Origin of the sequence: Halopolyspora algeriensis, from assembly GCF_003337235.1 — a bacterium.
In the GTDB taxonomy this organism is placed as follows: domain Bacteria; phylum Actinomycetota; class Actinomycetes; order Mycobacteriales; family Pseudonocardiaceae; genus Haloactinomyces; species Haloactinomyces algeriensis.
In genome coordinates, this window is record NZ_QPJC01000010.1 from 159,649 (window position 1) to 176,961 (window position 17,313).

At 68.2% G+C, this 17,313-nt stretch carries 17 protein-coding genes and 1 riboswitch; of the genes, 9 read left to right on the forward strand and 8 right to left on the reverse strand.

The window, feature by feature from the left end; all coding sequences use genetic code 11:
* Nucleotides 1-87: 87 nt before the first annotated feature.
* The 4 genes from DFQ14_RS15725 (at nucleotide 88) to DFQ14_RS22125 (ending at nucleotide 2,415) form a co-directional block, all read left to right on the forward strand.
* Nucleotides 88-1,554 (forward strand): XRE family transcriptional regulator, encoded by a 1,467-nt coding sequence (locus DFQ14_RS15725; protein ID WP_114454072.1) that lies wholly within the window; start codon nucleotides 88-90, stop codon nucleotides 1,552-1,554.
* A gap of 78 nt (nucleotides 1,555-1,632) precedes the next feature.
* A complete protein-coding gene (locus DFQ14_RS21700; protein WP_147275573.1) occupies nucleotides 1,633-1,842 on the forward strand; it encodes a ribonuclease PH in 210 nt (69 codons plus the stop codon).
* Nucleotides 1,839-2,255, forward strand: coding sequence for a type II toxin-antitoxin system HicB family antitoxin (locus DFQ14_RS15730; protein ID WP_141921361.1), 417 nt, complete (start codon nucleotides 1,839-1,841; stop codon nucleotides 2,253-2,255). Before DFQ14_RS21700 ends, DFQ14_RS15730 begins: the two co-directional genes overlap by 4 nt.
* 34 nt (nucleotides 2,256-2,289) lie before the next feature.
* A complete protein-coding gene (locus tag DFQ14_RS22125) occupies nucleotides 2,290-2,415 on the forward strand; it encodes a nucleotidyltransferase family protein (RefSeq protein ID WP_218956403.1) in 126 nt (41 codons plus the stop codon).
* 6 nt (nucleotides 2,416-2,421) lie between these two features.
* On the opposite strand, the gene lepA is transcribed toward DFQ14_RS22125, so the two are convergent.
* Nucleotides 2,422-4,287, reverse strand: a complete 1,866-nt coding sequence (gene lepA, locus DFQ14_RS15735; RefSeq protein ID WP_246195693.1) for a translation elongation factor 4 — start codon at nucleotides 4,285-4,287, stop codon at nucleotides 2,422-2,424.
* 204 nt (nucleotides 4,288-4,491) lie between these two features.
* On the opposite strand from lepA, the gene DFQ14_RS15740 reads away from it, so the two are divergent.
* A complete protein-coding gene (locus DFQ14_RS15740; protein ID WP_114454045.1) occupies nucleotides 4,492-6,045 on the forward strand; it encodes an MFS transporter in 1,554 nt (517 codons plus the stop codon).
* A gap of 53 nt (nucleotides 6,046-6,098) precedes the next feature.
* On the opposite strand, the gene DFQ14_RS15745 is transcribed toward DFQ14_RS15740, so the two are convergent.
* The 4 genes from DFQ14_RS15745 to DFQ14_RS15765 form a co-directional block, all read right to left on the reverse strand.
* On the reverse strand, nucleotides 6,099-6,479 hold the full coding sequence (locus DFQ14_RS15745; RefSeq protein ID WP_114454046.1) for a VOC family protein: 381 nt from the start codon (nucleotides 6,477-6,479) through the stop codon (nucleotides 6,099-6,101).
* A gap of 196 nt (nucleotides 6,480-6,675) precedes the next feature.
* Nucleotides 6,676-6,879 carry a cold-shock protein gene (locus tag DFQ14_RS15755; RefSeq protein ID WP_114454048.1) on the reverse strand — a complete coding sequence of 68 codons (204 nt, stop codon included), beginning with the start codon at nucleotides 6,877-6,879 and terminating at the stop codon, nucleotides 6,676-6,678.
* A 322-nt stretch (nucleotides 6,880-7,201) separates the two neighbouring features.
* Nucleotides 7,202-8,776, reverse strand: coding sequence for a hypothetical protein (locus DFQ14_RS15760; protein ID WP_114454049.1), 1,575 nt, complete (start codon nucleotides 8,774-8,776; stop codon nucleotides 7,202-7,204).
* Nucleotides 8,761-9,570, reverse strand: coding sequence for an ABC transporter ATP-binding protein (locus DFQ14_RS15765; protein WP_114454050.1), 810 nt, complete (start codon nucleotides 9,568-9,570; stop codon nucleotides 8,761-8,763). Before DFQ14_RS15765 ends, DFQ14_RS15760 begins: the two co-directional genes overlap by 16 nt.
* A gap of 129 nt (nucleotides 9,571-9,699) precedes the next feature.
* Between DFQ14_RS15765 and DFQ14_RS15770 the strand changes: the two genes are divergently transcribed.
* The 3 genes from DFQ14_RS15770 (at nucleotide 9,700) to rpsT (ending at nucleotide 11,353) form a co-directional block, all read left to right on the forward strand.
* Entirely contained in the window at nucleotides 9,700-10,662 is a 963-nt protein-coding gene (locus DFQ14_RS15770) for an SPFH domain-containing protein (RefSeq protein ID WP_114454051.1), read from the forward strand.
* 8 nt (nucleotides 10,663-10,670) lie between these two features.
* Nucleotides 10,671-10,889, forward strand: coding sequence for a type II toxin-antitoxin system antitoxin (locus tag DFQ14_RS22405; RefSeq protein ID WP_114454052.1), 219 nt, complete (start codon nucleotides 10,671-10,673; stop codon nucleotides 10,887-10,889).
* A 203-nt stretch (nucleotides 10,890-11,092) separates the two neighbouring features.
* Nucleotides 11,093-11,353, forward strand: coding sequence for a 30S ribosomal protein S20 (rpsT, locus tag DFQ14_RS15780; RefSeq protein WP_114454053.1), 261 nt, complete (start codon nucleotides 11,093-11,095; stop codon nucleotides 11,351-11,353).
* Between the two features lie 70 nt (nucleotides 11,354-11,423).
* Here rpsT and holA read toward each other — a convergent pair whose 3' ends face one another.
* Nucleotides 11,424-12,392 (reverse strand): DNA polymerase III subunit delta, encoded by a 969-nt coding sequence (holA, locus tag DFQ14_RS15785; RefSeq protein WP_114454054.1) that lies wholly within the window; start codon nucleotides 12,390-12,392, stop codon nucleotides 11,424-11,426.
* A gap of 106 nt (nucleotides 12,393-12,498) precedes the next feature.
* Nucleotides 12,499-12,630: riboswitch (SAM riboswitch) on the forward strand.
* Between the two features lie 14 nt (nucleotides 12,631-12,644).
* Here holA and thrC point away from each other — a divergent pair.
* Nucleotides 12,645-13,916, forward strand: a complete 1,272-nt coding sequence (gene thrC, locus DFQ14_RS15790; protein ID WP_114454073.1) for a threonine synthase — start codon at nucleotides 12,645-12,647, stop codon at nucleotides 13,914-13,916.
* Between the two features lie 9 nt (nucleotides 13,917-13,925).
* On the opposite strand, the gene DFQ14_RS15795 is transcribed toward thrC, so the two are convergent.
* Together DFQ14_RS15795 and DFQ14_RS15800 are read right to left on the reverse strand one after the other, a co-directional pair.
* A complete protein-coding gene (locus tag DFQ14_RS15795) occupies nucleotides 13,926-16,301 on the reverse strand; it encodes a DNA internalization-related competence protein ComEC/Rec2 (RefSeq protein ID WP_338072619.1) in 2,376 nt (791 codons plus the stop codon).
* The gene (locus tag DFQ14_RS15800; protein ID WP_246195692.1) at nucleotides 16,298-17,206 is read right to left on the reverse strand and encodes a ComEA family DNA-binding protein; all 909 of its coding nucleotides are present in this window, start codon (nucleotides 17,204-17,206) and stop codon (nucleotides 16,298-16,300) included. Before DFQ14_RS15800 ends, DFQ14_RS15795 begins: the two co-directional genes overlap by 4 nt.
* Nucleotides 17,207-17,313 lie beyond the last annotated feature (107 nt).

Genomic DNA, 17,313 nt, shown 5'->3' on the forward strand with positions numbered 1-17,313 from the left:
GCTGGCACCCAGTCTTGCCGCCACACCAGAGGTTGACGAGACAAAAAAGGGGAGAAATTTTGGCTTTGTTTCGATATCATGAAGCTCATGCAGGACTTCACCGAAGAAGAAGACGGTAATTTTTCTAGCGATCAAGACCTGCTGGTCTTTGGACAGCGGTTGCGGCACCTTCGTCGTTCTGCCGGATTGACCCTCGTCGAGCTGGGAGAACGAGTCGGACGGGCTCCCTCACAGCTCTCCCTGCTGGAGAACGGCCACCGCGAGCCCAAGCTCTCATTGCTGCGGTCACTGGCCGACGCGCTCGGCAGCTCGGTCGACGAGCTGATGTCGAAGAAGCCACCGAACCGGCGCGCCGAGCTGGAAATCGCCGTGGAGCAGGCCCAGCTCGACCCGCTGTACCAGCAACTGGGCGTGCCGCCGCTGAAGATCAGCAAGCGGGTTCCCACCGAGGCGCTGGAGCACGTGCTCGCCCTCTACGAGGAGCTGCGGCGGCGCGAGACCAAGCAGGTCGCCACCCCCGAGGAAGCCAGGGCGGCCAACGCCGAACTCCGCCGCACCATGCGCGAGCACGGCAACTACTTCCCCGAGATCGAAAAGGCCGCCTCGGACATCCTCGACCGCGTCGGTTACCACGGCGGCCCGCTGTCCGAGGGCATCATCCAGTCCATCGCAGGCCACCTCGGCTACGGCCTGCGCTTCGTCACCGACCTCCCCCGCTCGGTGCGCTCGGTGACCGATCTGCGCCACCAGCGGATCTTCCTGCGCCGGGAATCGCTGGGCATGCACAGCCCGCGCACCATCCTGCTGCAGACGCTCGGGCACCTCACGCTCGGTCACCGCCAGCCGCGCGACTTCGCCGACTTCCTGCGCCAGCGCGTCGAGGCGAACTACTTCGCCGCCGCCGTGCTGGTGCCCGAGCGCGCGGCGGTGAGCTACCTGCAGAAGGCCAAGGCCGAGCGGGATCTGGCCGTCGAGGATCTGCGGGACGTGTTCTCGGTGTCCTACGAGATGGCCGCGCACCGCTTCACCAACCTCGCCACCCAGTACCTCGACCTGGTGTGCCACTTCGTGCGCAACGACGAGACCGGGATCATCTACAAGGCCTACGAAAACGACGGGCTGGTGTTCCCGAGCGATCCCACCGGCGCCATCGAGGGGCAGCGCATGTGCCGCCACTGGGCCGGGCGGCAGGTCTTCGCCTCCGCCGACCGGTACTCGACGCACTACCAGTACACCGACAAGCCGGGCGCCACCCACTGGTGCGTGGCCCACGTCGACCCCAGCCGCGGCAAGGACTTCGCCATCACCCTCGGCGTGCCCTACACCGAGTCACGCTGGTTCCGGGGGCGCGACACCACGAACCACTCGAAGTCCGGCTGCCCCAACGGCGAGTGCTGCCAGCGCCCGCCGGCCGAACTGGCCAACCGCTGGCAGGGCATGGTCTGGCCGTCGGCACGGGCGCACTCGCACGTGCTGTCCGCGCTGCCTTCGGACACCTTCCCCGGCGTCGACGAGGCCGACGTCTACGCCTTCCTGGAGGCCCACCAGGGGTGAGACGGCGGCGATCACTCTTTCGAGCGCAGTGTCTAGCATGGTTTGACTTGATTCTTCTACCGCCTATTGACTACGCTCGTGAAGCGTGGTGACCTGCTCCGAAAGATCCGTAAAGCCGCCAGGCAGCAAGATGTGAACGTGGAGTTCTTCGAACGCACCAACCACACCGGTATCCAGTGCGGACAAGTGCGGACAACCGTGGGTCGCCATACTGAGATCCCGGATCGGATGGCCGAAGTGATCTGCAAGCAGCTTGAGCCGGCGCTCGGGAAGAGATGGTGGAAATGACCCACTTCACGGCGACAGCACAGCGAGACGGCCGCTGGTGGATGATCCAGTGTGATCAGTACCCGAGCGCGCTGTCGCAAGTCGGTCGCCTCGACCGTGCTGAGGAGGTTCACCGCGAAGCGATCGCTTTCGTCGCGGGCGTCCCGGAAGAGTCCGTTGAAGTGACCATCACCCCGGCTTTGGACCACGAAGTCGCCGAGGCGCTCCGTGAGTCGGAGGAGCTTCGGGCCGAAGCCGAGGACAAGGACAGGAAAGCGTCGACACTCAAGCGTGAGGCAGCACGGAAGCTGGCGAACAGTGGCCTCACCGTCCGGGATATCGGGATCATTCTGGGCGTCTCGTACCAACGCGCGCACCAGTTGATCGCCGCACCGGACAACACCTCCGGCGGGCATCGCCGACTCGCCTCATAGACAAGATGCCCTCGTCGAATGCCCCCGCATTCAGATGACAACGATCTCTCAGGAGTCCTCGTACCCGGTACTCGCACCCAGGGAGGTCTACGAGACGAAGGCCCGGCGTTGGCAGGAGCAGTGGCCGGAACTCACCGTCCTGCCCCGGCCGAGCGACTGAGAGCGATTACTTCTTGCCCTTCTTGTCCTTGTCGGACTTGTCGTCCTTGTTCGTCTCCTCGGTGGACAGCGCGGCGACGAAGGCCTCCTGCGGGACCTCGACCCGCCCGACGGTCTTCATCTTCTTCTTGCCCTCCTTCTGCTTCTCCAGCAGCTTGCGCTTGCGGCTGATGTCGCCGCCGTAGCACTTGGCGAGCACGTCCTTGCGCATCGCCCGTACCGTTTCGCGGGCGATGATGCGTGAACCCACCGCGGCCTGGATCGGCACCTCGAACTGCTGGCGCGGGATGAGCTCGCGAAGCTTGCCCGCCATCTTCGTGCCGTAGGAGTAGGCATCGTCCTTGTGCACGATCGCGCTGAAGGCGTCCACCGCCTCGCCCTGCAGCAGGATGTCGACCTTGACGAGATCCGAAGCCTGCATGCCCGACTCCTCGTAATCCATCGAGGCGTAGCCACGGGTGCGCGACTTCAGGTAGTCGAAGAAGTCGAACACGATCTCGGCCAGCGGCATCGTGTAGCGCAGCTCGACCCGGCTCTCCGAGAGGTAGTCCATCCCGTCCATCCGCCCGCGCCGACTCTGGCACAGTTCCATGATCGCGCCCACGAACTCCGACGGGGCGATGACCGTGCACTTGGCGATCGGTTCGCGGATCTCGCGGGGTTTGCCCTCCGGCCAGTCCGACGGGTTGGTGACCTCCACATCGGTGCCGTCCTCCAGCGTCACGCCGTAGACGACATTGGGCGCCGTGGAGATCAGGTTGAGCCCAAACTCCCGCTCCAGACGTGCTCGAGTGATCTCCAGGTGCAGCAGCCCGAGGAAGCCGCAGCGGAAACCGAAGCCGAGCGCGCCGGAGGTCTCCGGCTCGTAGGTCAGCGCTGCATCGTTGAGCTGCAGTTTCTGCAGCGCATCCCGCAGCACCGGGTAGTCCGAGCCCTCCATCGGGAACAGGCCCGAATACACCATCGGCACCGGATCGCGGTACCCGCCCAGGGGCTGCTCGGCCCCCTTCTTCTCGAACGTGACGGTGTCGCCGACGCGGGACTGGCGGACGTCCTTCACCCCGGTGATGAGGTAGCCGACCTCGCCGACGCCGAGCCCCTTGCAGGCCTTCTGGTCGGGCGAGATGATGCCGACTTCCAGCAGCTCGTGGGTCGCACCGGTGGACATCATCCGGATCCGCTCGCGCGGGGTGATCTTGCCGTCGACCACCCGAATGTAGGTCACCACACCCCGGTAGGTGTCGTAGACGGAATCGAAGATCATCGCGCGGGCCGGAGCCTCGGCATCGCCCTGCGGAGCGGGGACGTTGAGCACCATCGCATCCAGCACCTCGGCCACACCTTCGCCGCTCTTGGCCGAGACCCGCAGCACGTCGGATTCGTCGCATCCGATGATGTGGGCGAGCTCGGCGGCGTAGCGGTCCGGCTCGGCAGCGGGAAGGTCGATCTTGTTCAGGACCGGGATGATCTCCAGCTCGTGTTCCATCGCCAGGTACAGGTTCGCCAACGTCTGCGCTTCGATGCCCTGCGCCGCGTCGACCAGCAGAATCGCACCCTCACAGGCGGCCAGTGACCGGCTCACCTCGTAGGTGAAGTCGACGTGCCCGGGCGTGTCGATGAGGTGCAGCACGTAGTCTTCGTTGTCGAGACGCCACGGCAGCCGCACGTTCTGGGATTTGATCGTGATACCGCGCTCGCGTTCGAGGTCCATCCGGTCGAGGTACTGGTCCCGATACCCGCGCTCGCCCAGCACCCCGGTGAGCTGCAGCACCCGATCGGCCAGCGTCGACTTGCCGTGGTCGATGTGGGCGATGATGCAGAAGTTCCGGATGCGCTCCGGAGACGTGAAGGTGGTGTCTGCGAACGTGCTCACTGAAGTTTCCTCGCGCAGATGTCGACTCGCATACGGGCAGGACCACCCCATCGTCCCACGAGTCCGGGACTGTTCCGCGCCCAACTCGAAACAGTCCGTGGACGAGCACGCTCACCGCCACCCGTTCCGCGTGAACCTCCCGGCGCGGACGTGCATCGAAAATGCCGGTGCGACACCGTTTCCACCGGGTTCGGGAGGTCACCCATGACGGCGAGCGGCTCGGATCCGCAGGATTCCGAGCCGGTGCGGACGCGCCTGGGCGAACCCTCCGGCCGGTGGGTCCTGGCGGCCACGGTGCTGGGGTCGGGCATGGCGGCGCTGGATGCCACCGTGGTCACCATCGCGCTGCCCGTGCTGGGGCGCGAGCTGAACGCGGGGCTGGTCGGGCTGCAGTGGGTGGTCAACGGGTACACGCTGACGCTGGCCGCCCTGATCCTGCTGGGTGGATCCCTCGGGGACCGCTATGGGCGCAAGCGCCTCTTCCTGGTGGGCACCGGATGGTTCGCGCTGGCGTCCCTGGGATGTGCGCTCGCACCGACCATCGAAGCGCTCATCGCCGCCCGCGCACTGCAGGGCATCGGCGGAGCACTGCTGACACCGGGGAGCCTGGCGATCATCCAGGCCTCGTTCGTGCCCGAGCACCGGTCGCGGGCCATCGGAGCGTGGTCGGGGCTGGCCGGGATCGCCAGTGCCGTGGGGCCGTTCCTGGGCGGATGGCTGGTCGCAGCGGGCAACTGGCGATGGATCTTCCTGCTGAACCTCCCGTTGGCCGCACTGGTCGTCGCGGTCACCGCGCGGCACGTGCCGGAAAGTTCCGCCCCGTCGGCAAGTCGCCGTCCGGACGTGGCCGGTGCGGCACTGTGCACTCTGGGTCTGGCCGGGCTGACCTACGCGCTCAGCGTGGCCGGGGAGTCGGGCATCACCCCGGTCACGATGGGGGTGGGCCTCGGCGGGCTCGCGGGGCTCACCGCGTTCGTGCTGGTCGAGCACGTCAAGTCGGAACCCATGCTGCCGTTGGGCATCTTCGCCTCGCGGCGCTTCAGCGCGGTCAACCTGGTCACCCTCACCGTCTATGCCGCTCTCGGCGGTGTGTTCTTCCTGCTCGTGCTGCACCTGCAGGTGGTGGCCGGCTTCTCGCCGCTGCTGGCGGGTGCGGCGCTGCTGCCGGTCACGGCCATCATGCTGGCCTTGTCCGCCCGCATGGGAGCGCTGGCACAACGCATCGGGCCGCGCCTTCCGATGACCGTGGGACCGGTGGTGGCCGCGGCCGGGTTGCTGCTGATGCTGCGCATCGGCTCCGGCGCCTCGTACTCGGGTGAGGTGCTGCCCGCGGTGGCCCTGTTCGGGTTCGGGCTTGCGATCACCGTGGCGCCGCTGACCAGTACGGCACTGGCCGCCGCGGGCCCCCGGCACACCGGGATCGCGTCGGGCGTCAACAACGCCGTCGCACGCACCGCCCAGATGCTGGCAGTGGCGGTACTGCCCGTGGCAGTCGGGCTCTCCGGCGACGACTACACCCGGCCCGCCCTGTTCGCCGCCGGTTTCGACACGGCCATGCTCATCTGCGCGGGCCTGCTCGTGCTGGGCGGAGCGCTTTCGGCGCTGAGCATCCCGAACAGCATTCCGGACACGGCAGGATCCGCCTCCGGCACGGCGCGGTCGGCCCGAGGGAAGACGGCCCGGCGAAGCCACTGCGCGGTGGACGGCCCACCACTGGACTCCGGCAACACGGCCTCGGGGAGCGACGGAAACCGTTGAGCATGCCGCCGCCGAAATCTCGGCTCGCCCCGACGCTCGGACACATTGCTCCGTCAGTGCTGTCGCACATCGACGCGCAGCGGGTGGTCGGCGGGGATCTCCACCAGCGCGATGTGCATACCGTCGGGGTCGACGATCCACGCCTCGTGCAGTCCCCACGGTTTCACCTCGGGCTCGGCCAGCACCGCCACGCCGCGCTCGCGCAATTGTCCGAACTCCGCGCGGACGTCGCGGACCTGCAACCACAGCGCCTGGTCCGGGCTCGGCCCCTCGTCGGCCCGCCCGGAGAGCTCCAGGAAACCCTGGCCGAGGAAGAACACCGTCCCACCGGGGAACTCGCGGTAAATCGCCAGTCCCAGAACGTCCCGGTAGAACTCCAGAGACCGCTGAGGATCCCGGGGCCGCAGGATCATCCGGCTGTTCAAGATCTCCATGAGTCCGTTCTACCCGCCGGAGCCTCCGGACATGCCGGCACGGGTACCGGCGGGGGGGACCACGCTCGCCGCCGACTCGCCGTGCGATCGCCCACCGCGGGCTCGATCGGCCTCCGAGACGAAAACGACCTTCCACCGGCCGGTGGAAGGTCGTTCGGATACCGCCAAGCAGGCGGTGATCAAGTGAGTGGCGGCCTCAGAGGACGCGAACGCCGGTGGCCTGAGGACCCTTGGCGGCCTGGGTCACCTCGAAAGCCACGTACTGGTTCTCCTCGAGATTGCGGAACCCGGTGCCCTCGATCTCCGAGTAGTGCACGAAGACGTCGGCACCACCCTCGTCGGGGGTGATGAAACCGAAGCCCTTCTCCGAGCTGAACCACTTCACAGTGCCCTGTGTCATCTCTGTCTCCCAACAGGAACGGGGGGTATCGGCGCCCACCCTGTGTGGATCGCCGAGGCCTGGCGTTCCAGACGGTGGTGCCTCCAGCTTCCTGAAGGGCAACTACGCGCCCGCAACATCATTCTGCGAGCGTGTCGAACACGAACACAAAAACCAGCCACCCACCTCAACGAGTCGCTCCACGGCTTTGTTCCCGCTCCGGAACACGTTCTTGCCGACCAGCCGATCGGGTGACCACATCAGCGCTTTCGGTGGCCACGCTCTCACCCGCACGGGCGAAGGTGGACCGGTGAGGCCGGACAGGAGCATCGAAGAGCTTTTCTCACGGCTGCACGGCGTTCAGCAGCTCGGGGCCACGAGTACGGAGCCAATGGACGGCAACCAGCCCGCATCCCCATGCCGACACCGCTCCCGTGAGCAGCCCCAGCGGAACCGACGACCACAGCAACCAGTCGTTGTCCAGCAACGTGCCGGTGATCAGCACGGCGAGTACCGGTATCACGGCGACCACCAGCAGCACACTCATGGCGACCTGCTTCAATCCGGTCGCGCATCCGGGTTGACCGGCCGCAGTGAAGGGATTGCTGCGCTGTTGCGGCACCGGAAAGGGGGCGAACACCGAAAGCAGCATCACCACACCGCTGGCGGCACCCAAGTCGGCGGCGGTCAGGCCGAGCACCCAGGGATACATCTCCGCCTGCCCGGCCACCGCGGGCAGGACGAGCGCGGCCAGGGCGACGACCGGAGCCACGAACGCCAGCCACGCCAGCTGCCGCCCCCGCACCTCCGCGTGCTGCACCTCGGGAGCGACCAGGGTGTGTCGCAGGGAGGCACCGTCGAGACCGTACAGATTGCCGCAGTTGAGCATGGCCAGCCAGATCGCGAACAGCGCGGCGAACGGCAAGGACGCAGTACCAGGACCATCACCGAAGCCGAGGAACAACGGCATCGCCAAACCGAGCAGCAGACCCGGCAACAGGGACACGCGGCGCCGGTTGTCGCGCCACCACAGGCGGATTTCCTTGATCATCACCGCGCTGACCGGTGCGGCGGGCAGGGCACGCTCCAGCCACCCGCCGCCGACCTTTTCCGCCACTGAGCCCGATCCTGTGGACGGCGTGGTCAACCGTCTGCGCAGCAACTCCGACCACAGCAACGTCAGCACCCCGACGGCGGCAGCCAGTGCGGCCAGCAGTCCCGCCGCAGGCAACCACTGCCCGGTCGATGCGGCCTGGACCGCCGCCGGAGCCCAGCCGGACGGTAGCCAGCGAAGTGCCTCAAGCAGCGCGGAGTCACCGGCACCGGCCAGGATGGGCACGATCGAACCGAGCAGCATCTGCGCCGGAATGATCAGCAGCATCACACCGGAAGCCAGCAGTATCCCCAGGTCCCGACCGCGTCGGGAACGCATTGCCGAACCCAGCCAGCCCACCACGACGCGGGACGCCACGATCGCCAGCACCACCTGAAGCACGACCCCCACCGCCGCCACCACGAATGTCGCCCCTCCATGGCTTGCCGCAGGCACGAGCAGCCCCGCGAAGGCGAGCAGGGTCATCACCGGGGCGATGCCGACAGTGGTGGCCACCAGCAGTCCCGGGGCGAGTTTGCGTGGCCCGATGGGCAGCAGGCTGAAGTGCTCGGGTTGCAGGGTCTCGTCGCTGCCGGCCACCAGCACCGGTGCGACGAGCCAGCCGAGCGTCCACACCAGGAACAACAACGGCGCCACGGCGAGGCCGGAATTCCCGGCCAACTCGGCGCCCGCGATGGCGCCTGCCGTGATCGCGGCGCCCAGCAGCCCCAGGAAGATACCGGCGACGAAACCGCTGACCCGGGCCGCGCCACGCAAGGAATGGCTCAACAACCGCAGCCGCATGCGGATCAGGACGCCAACCACGACAGCCCCTCCCCGCCGCCGGTGCGGCCGCCGACAAGATGCACGAAGGCGTCCTCCAAGGAGGCTCCTCCTCGGACCTCGTCCAGTGAACCGGCGGCGATGACCCGGCCGGAGGCGATGACGGCCACCTGATCGCAGAGCTGTTCGACCAGAGCCATCACGTGACTGGAGAACACCACGGCGTTACCCGCGGCGACGAAGCGCTGCAGGATCCTGCGGATCGTTCCGGCCGAGACCGGGTCCACGGCCTCGAACGGCTCGTCGAGCACGAGCAGTTTCGGTCCGTGCAGCATCGCCGTGGCCAGCCCGATCTTCTTGCGCATCCCCGCCGAGTAATCCACGACGAGGATGTGTGCCGCGTCGGTGAGTTCCAGCACCGACAGCAGTTCCTCGGTGCGCTGGGCAACCGTGCCGGGGTCGATTCCGCGCAGCAGTCCGGTGTAGGTGAGCAGCTCCCGGCCGGTGAGCCGCTCGGGCATCGCCATGCCGTCCGGCAGCACTCCGACGAGCTCCTTGGCCCGGACCGGATCCTGCCAGACGTCGGACCCCAGGATGTGTGCGCTCCCGCCGTCCGGGCGCAGCAGTCCCACCGCCATCGACAGGGTGGTGGTCTTCCCCGCTCCGTTGGGACCGACGAGACCGAAGAACGAACTTCGCGGCACCGACAAGGACAACCGGTCGACGGCGGTTGTGTTTCCGAACCGCTTGCCGAGAGTCTCCAGTCGCAGTGCCGGCGTGTCGTCGGCCGCGCCGGACGCATCCGGAAACGGCGGGGGACCGGATTCAGGTTCCATGCGATCTCCTCCACTGGCATTGCCGGAAAACACCCTGCCAGACCGGGACGCTCTTTCGGACGAGCACAATAAAGTGATATCACTATGTTAGTTTTTCAATATCGCTAGCCACCGATGGCAAGGATCACCATGAGCACCGTGCAGGCCGAAACGACCAGAGACACCGAAACAACCGGCGACGCTGCCGAGACGGCGATGGCCATGCCCGCGCCCGGCATACGCGAGCACCGGGCCGTGCATTTCCCGGGGATGCCGATGCTCGGCGCCGGACTCCTCACTCTGCTCGCCGGGATCGCGCTGATCGTCGTCGGCGTCGTGGTCGCCGGCGGGACCGGCATCTCGATCGCGGTGGTCGGCGTGCTGGTCGTCCTGGCGGGCTTGGTGACGCTGGTGGGACTCTTCGCGGTGTCTCCCGGCGAAGCTCGCGTGCTGCAGTTCCTCGGCCGCTACACCGGCACGGTCCGCGCCACCGGTCTGCAGTGGGCCAACCCGCTGAGCAGCAAGCAGAAGATCTCCACCCGGATTCGCAACCACGAGACGTCGGTCATGAAGGTCAACGACGCCGACGGCAACCCGATCGAGATCGCGGCGGTGGTGGTCTGGCAGGTGGCCGACACGGCACAGGCATCGTTCGAGGTCGACAACTTCGTCGAGTTCGTGGAGACCCAGACCGAGACGGCAGTGCGTCACATCGCCACCAGCTATCCCTACGACAACCAGGGCGCGCACGCGCTGTCGCTGCGGGAGAACGCCGACGAGATCACCGGCAAACTGTCCGAGGAGATCGCCGTACGGGTCCGGTCGGCAGGGGTGGAGATCATCGAGTCGCGGCTGACGCACCTGGCTTACGCTCCCGAAATCGCCCAGGCCATGCTGCAGCGCCAGCAGGCGGGCGCCGTGGTCGCGGCGCGACGGCAACTCGTCGAGGGCGCTGTCGGTATGGTCGACCTGGCACTGCAGCGACTGAACGAGCACGACGTGGTGGAACTCGACGAGGAACGCAAAGCCGCGATGATCAGCAACCTGCTGGTCGTGCTGTGCGGCGACCGAGCAACCCAACCCGTGGTCAACACCGGCTCGCTGTACCACTGAGGTGGGATGTGGCTTCCCGGAAGAGCTTTCTTCTCCGTCTGGACCCGGCGGTACACGATGCGCTCGCCCGGTGGGCCGGCGAGGAACTTCGCAGTACCAATGCGCAGGTCGAGTTCCTCTTGCGCAAGGCGCTCTCCGAGGCGGGCCGGCTCCCCGAGGACGCGGGGAAACCGGCTCGCCGCGGGCGCCCGCACAAGAACCGCGGTGCGGCAGACGAAACGGGCTGACCTCGTGCCCGTAGTCGGACTCGCCCCTCCGACGCTGCTAGGATGGCGCGCCGTGCCGTGCGGCATTCCGCTCGGGAGGAAGGTTGCTCCGCAGTCGAGTCCTCTGATCACGAGTCCCCGACCGTGGATCACGGGCAGCGAGCGAGGAGCAGCGCCACGACAGCGCGGCACGACCAGCCGATCGAGTCGAAAGAGGCGTACCAGTGGCCAACATCAAGTCCGCACGCAAGCGGATCCTCATCAACGAGAAGAACCGTCAGCGCAACAAAGCGGTGAAGTCCTCGGTGAAAACCGCCATCCGCAAGTTCCGCGAGGCCGCTGCCGCCGGCGAGAAGGACAAGGCCATCGAGCTGCAGCGTGCCGCCGCGCGCTCGCTGGACAAGGCTGCCAGCAAGGGTGTCATCCACCGCAACCAGGCCGCCAACAAGAAGGCTGCCATGGCCAAGCGCGCCAACCAGCTCTGAAGTTCCGAGCTCTCGGTCTCTCGGGCCCTTCGGAAGCGATTGCCTTCCGAAGGGCCCGTTTTCTTCCGAGTCACCGCGCACGCAGGTCGATCACCCGCAGCACCGTGCGCTCCAGCGCGTAGGAGGCATCCGCCGCCTGCCCCTTGACATCGGCATTGACGGCAGCGGTCAGCCGCATGGCTTCGGCCACCCCGGCGCGGTTCCATCCTCGCGCCTGCCCCAGCGCCTTCCTCGCCTTCCACTCGGGCATGCCCAGCTCGCTCGCCAGCCGGTACGTGTCGTTGCTGCCCGCGGCGGCAACCCGACCGAGGGTGCGCACCGACTCCGCGAGCGCATCGGCGATCAGAACGTGCGGAACGCCGAGCTGCAGCGCCCACCGCAGCGCCTCCAGTGCCCCGGCGCGGTCGCCCGTCACGGCCTTCTCCGCGACCACGAAGCCGGTGACGTCCGCACGGCCCTGGTGGTAACGGCGTACCGCCTGCTCGTCCACCCGGCCGTCCGTGTCGGCAACGAGCTGAGACGCTGCCGACGACAGCTCACGCAGATCCGACCCCACGGTCTCGATCAGTGCGCTCACTCCAGCCGGGTCGATGCGCCCACCGGCACGCCGCACTTCGTCCCGCACGAAGGCCTCTCGCTCGGCGGGCTTGGCGATCTTGCGGCACTCCGTCACGGTCGCATCGAGTTTGCGCAGCGCGTTGGGCAGTTCCTTGGCCTGCTTCGCCCGGCCACCACCGCTGTGCACCACGACGAGGATCACCCCTTCGGCCGGTTGGCGAGCGTGGGCGAGAATCGCCTCGGCGATCTCCTTGCCCGCCTCCTGAGCCGCCTCCAGCGCCACGACCTGCCCTTCCGAGAACAGGGAGGGACTGAGCATCTCGTCGAGCTCGGGCGCGGTGAGCTCACTCACCTTGATCCGGCGAAGCTCGACGGTGGGATCAGCCGCCCGCGCCGACGCCACCACAGCCCGGACAGCCCGCTCGACCAGCAGTTCCTCTTCGCCGAGGACCAGATGCAGCGACTCCGGGAAGGCGGCCATGTCGCCATGGTCGCACGCCCCCGTGACAGGCCGGTGACGTCTCGCACCGTGGACCGCAGTGGTCGGATCGTGGGCGATTGACGTAACGTGGCGGCCACAACCGAACAGCTCATCCAGAGGGGCAGAGGGAACGGCCCGAAGAAGCCCCGGCAACCAGCGCCGGCCATTCGTGTTCACCACCGCGAGGCCGCCGGCGAAAAAGGTGCCAATTCCGACCCGCCTGCGGGACAGATGAGGGGAGAGGACCTCGCGATGACCGTTGCCGCCGACACCCGGACCACTGCGGCGAACAAGAGTTTCGATCTCGGCCCTGCCGCCGAGCTGGTATCCAAGGAAGAGGGACACCGCCAGCCGCTGGCGCCCGAGTTCGTCTGCCTCGAGGACTTCTCGCCGCTGGAGGTCGCCTACGACTTCGGCCGGGTCCGTCGCGAGGACATCGAAGCCGGGCCGCGTTCCATCTGGCGCTACAAGCACCTGCTGCCGGTACCTTCCAATGTGGAGGAATACCCGAACACCGATCCCGGCTGTACCAAGCTGGTACGGGCGGACAACCTCGCGAAGGCGCTCGGTGTCAAGCGCATCTGGATCAAGGACGACACCGGCAACCCCACCCACTCGTTCAAGGACCGCGTCGTCGCCGTGGCCCTGGCCGCCGCCCGCGAGTTCGGCTTCAAGGTGCTGGCCTGTCCTTCCACCGGCAATCTGGCCAATGCCGTGGCCTCGGCCGCCGCCCGTGCCGGCTGGGACTCGGTCGTGCTCGTGCCGTCCTCGCTGGAGCGGGCCAAGGTCCTGATGACCGCCGTCTACGACGGTTCGCTGATCTCGGTCGACGGCAATTACGACGACGTCAATCGGCTGGCCACCGAGCTGGCCGGTGAGCACGAGGACTGGGCATTCGTCAACGTCAACGTCCGGCCCTACTACTCCGAGGGATCCAAGACCCTGGGCTTCGAGGTGGCCGAGCAGCTGGGCTGGCGACTGCCCGAGCAGATCGTCGTGCCGATTGCCTCCGGCTCGCAGCTGACCAAAGTGGACAAGAGTTTCCGGGAGCTCGGTGAGGTCGGTCTCGTCGAACCGAGCCCTTACCGCATCTTCGGCGCCCAGGCCTCGGGATGTTCCCCCGTGGCGAGCGCCTTCAAGGAAGACCACGACACGGTGCAGCCGGTCCGGCCGGACACCATCGCGCGTTCGCTGGCCATCGGGGCGCCCGCCGACGGCCCGTACGTGCTCGACTCCGTGCGCCGCACCAACGGTGCGGTCGAGGATGTCACCGATGCGGAGGTCGTCGAGGGCATCCGCCTGCTGGCACGTACCGAGGGCATCTTCGCCGAGACCGCGGGCGGAGTGACGGTGGCCACCACGAAGAAACTCATCGACAACGGGCAACTCGACCCGGACTCGGAGACCGTGCTGCTCATCACCGGTGACGGCCTGAAGACGCTCGATGCCGTGCAGGACCATGTCGGCCCGAAGGCCACGGTCGCACCGAACACCGAGGCCGTGGACTCCGCCCTGGGCCTCTGACGTTGTTGCTCACCCCCTGCTGACCGTCCGGAGCCCCTGCGGACCGGCCAGTACGGCGATATCGCCCTCCTGGTCGGTCCGCAGGACCGTCGCCCCCGCTCGGGTCAGCGCGCCGACGATCAGGGGACTCGGATGGCCGTAGTCATTGCCGTGTCCCACGCTGATCATCGCCAACCGCGGGTCCACGACCTCCAGCAGACGCGGATTCGTGTACCGGGAACCGTGGTGGGGGACTTTCAGCACGTCCGCCCGCAGGTCACGCCCCGATCCCAGCAGTCGCGCCTGCCCCTGTAACTCGATGTCGCCGGTGAGCAGGACCCGCACGGTCCGGATGGTGGCCATCAGCACGAGGGAGGCATCGTTGACCTCGCCCTCCGAATCGATCGGTGTGGAAGGCTCCGCCGGTGCCAGAACCTCGAGCCGCAGGGCGGGCCACCGCAGCTGATGACCCGCGGACAGAGTCACCAGAGCGGCTCCGGCTGCCCGGGTGTCGCGGCGGACCTTCTCCAGCGCCCAGGTGGGCTCTCGCGCCTCGCTGAGCGCCACCGAGCCCACGGCGCGACCGTCCAGCACGCCCGAGAGGCCACCGATGTGGTCGGCGTGCAGATGGGTCAGGATGACCAGGGGAATCCGTTCGATGCCGAGGCGGCGCAGGCACGCATCCACAACCCCCGGCTTCGGACCGGTGTCGACCACCACGGCTTCTCCCGGCACACCGGTGGCCAGGATCAGGCTGTCGCCCTGCCCCACATCACAGGCCACCATGTTCCACCCCGGCACGGGCCACCCGGGACGGATGACCCGTGCGGGGACGAGCACCACCCCGGCGAGCAGAAGCAGGACCGCCAGGCTCCAGCGGATCCTCCTGCTACGGAACCCCGCCAGCACGACGAGGGTCACTCCGGCCAGCAGCAGCCCGCCGCCGACACCCGACGGCCAGGCGAAGGCGGCACCGGGCAAGGCCGATGCGTGATGGGCCACCGCCAACACCCACTCCAGCTCCGGCGCGGCCAGCCACACGCAGATCTCGGCTCCCCGGCTCCATAGAGGTGCGATCACGGTGGCGACGACACCGAGCACGGTCGCCGGAGCGACCACCGGCCCCGCCAGCAGGTTGGCGAGAACCGAGACGGCACTGACCTTTCCGGACAGGGCGGCCACCAGTGGAGCGGTGGCCACGTGCGCAGCGGTCGGAACGACCAGCGCCTCGGCCACGCCCACCGGCACTCCCCTGGCGTGCAAAGCGGCCGACCAGGCGGGAGCCAGCACGATCAGCGCTGCCGTGGCGGCGACCGACAACGCGAAACCGGCGCTGGTGGCCAGGCCGGGCGCCAGCAGCAACAGGAGGATCACGCCGGCCGACAGCGCGGGCAAGGCCGATCTGTGCCTCCCGAGCACGAGGGCGAGCAGAGTGAGCGCTCCCATCACCGCAGCCCGGAGCACGCTCGGTTCCGCCCCGGCGAGAACGACGAACCCGAGCATCGCGGCGCCCGCCCCCAGCGCCGAAACCACCGGCCCGGCGCGGATCAGTCCGAACAGCAGCAGCACGGCACCGCAGACGATGGCCAGGTTCGCCCCGGAGACGGCGTTGAGATGTGCCAGGCCTGCGGTGTCGAACTCGTGCACCACCTCCTGTGGCAGCTCGCTGGTATCGCCCACGACAAGGCCGGACAGCAGACCCGCCGCCGCTGGATCGAGCACGGCCGCGGCCGCCTGCCGCAGCCCCTGCCGCAGGTTCTCGGCGATGCGCTGCCATTCCGGGGCCGCGGAGACGGTTTCCGGCGGCTCGTACACCGCGAGCACGGCAACCAGCAGGTCCCCGCCGCGCGGCGGGAGCAGTGTCGCCTCGACGGTGACACGCCGGCCGGCGATCAGATGTCGCCACTGGTGTGTCGGCACGAGCAGGAGGACGGCGCCACCCGCACGTACCCACCGGTCTTCGACCCGTACGGCCTCCAGCTCGGCCCGCACGACCGCTCTGGCTCCCGCGCGTGTGCCGCCGTAGGAAGCACCCCGGAGTGGCTCCGGGGCGTCGTCGAGGACCGCACGCACCGACGCCCGGCCTCCCCGCTCGGCCTCCGCTCTCAGCGGATGCTGCTCGATCTGGTGCATCCGCACAGCGATTCCGAAGGCCGAGACGCCGATGAGGGTCAGGACCGCGAGCATCCCGTTGGCCCATCGGGACGACCTCGCCGTCCCCCACACCAGCGGAAGAGCGACGAGCGCTGCCACGGCCACGATCGCGGCAGGCACCCATCCCCAGAGCAGTCCCGTCAGCGTGACCACCCACACTGCTACGGCCCCGGGAACGAGGCGAAGGTCGACCGTGCCGTGCTGGTGGCGTTGCCCGATCCGGCCCACGGTGCCGACTCCCGCCGTGCTCACACTCGAACGAGCTCCTGCAACCGCGAGAGGCGCACCTCGCCGATGCCGCTCACGTCCCGCAACTGCTCCACCGAGTCGAACCGGCCGTGCTCGCGACGCCACCGCACGATGCGCTCGGCCGTGACCGGTCCGACCCCGGGGAGCTCCTCGAGCGCCTCCTGACTCGCGGAGTTGAGGTCGAGCTTCCGGTCGGAGCCCGCCGGGCCGCCACCGGCAGAACCCGCGCTGCCCGACCCTCGCGCCTGCGGCGGGATCGGCACACCCACGTAGAGCTGCTCGCCATCGGCAAGCTTGCGGGCGAGGTTCAGCGTAACGGTGTCGGTGCCGGGGAGCCTGCCACCCGCCGCGCGGAGGGCGTCGGCGACGCGGTCACCCTGTTGCACGGTGACCAGGCCGGGTTCGTGCACGCGGCCGACGACGCTGACGACCAGTTCCTCCGGCGGAGCAGTGGTTTCCGCCGATGAGGTCGTCGTGGCCACGACCGGCAGGTGCGGCACCGGTTCGGCGGAGGGCCGCTTGCTCCACACGGTGACGGCAACGACTGCCGCGATCACCACCGCTGCCATCGCCAGCCCGACGAACCCCGTCCTTCCCAGGTCCACTCGGGACCGGAGCCAGGATTCGGGCAGCCGGCGCCGGGCGAACCGCTGCAGGCGACTGTCCGGCGCGGAATCACCCACCGGGCTGCCGGCCTCCCCCGCCGAGCCGGCATCGGGCAGTATGTCCGCACCGTCGCGGGCTCTGGCCATCAGAGTCAGGAGACGTTCTCGGGCATCCGGCCGACTCTGGGGATCCTCGTCGACGTCACCATGCTGAGCGGCCGGCACGGAGGTGTCCTGCACAGGCTCGCCCCGCGCAGGGATGTCCTGCACAGGGGCGGTCTGCACTCGGGAAGACTCGACCATGCAGCAGACGCTAGATGGTTGATTCCGTGAAGGTCGCGTGAAGGGGCCGGGCACGGGGATAGGTGGAGGGTGTTCATGATCGATGTGTGACGAAAGACCTGAACACC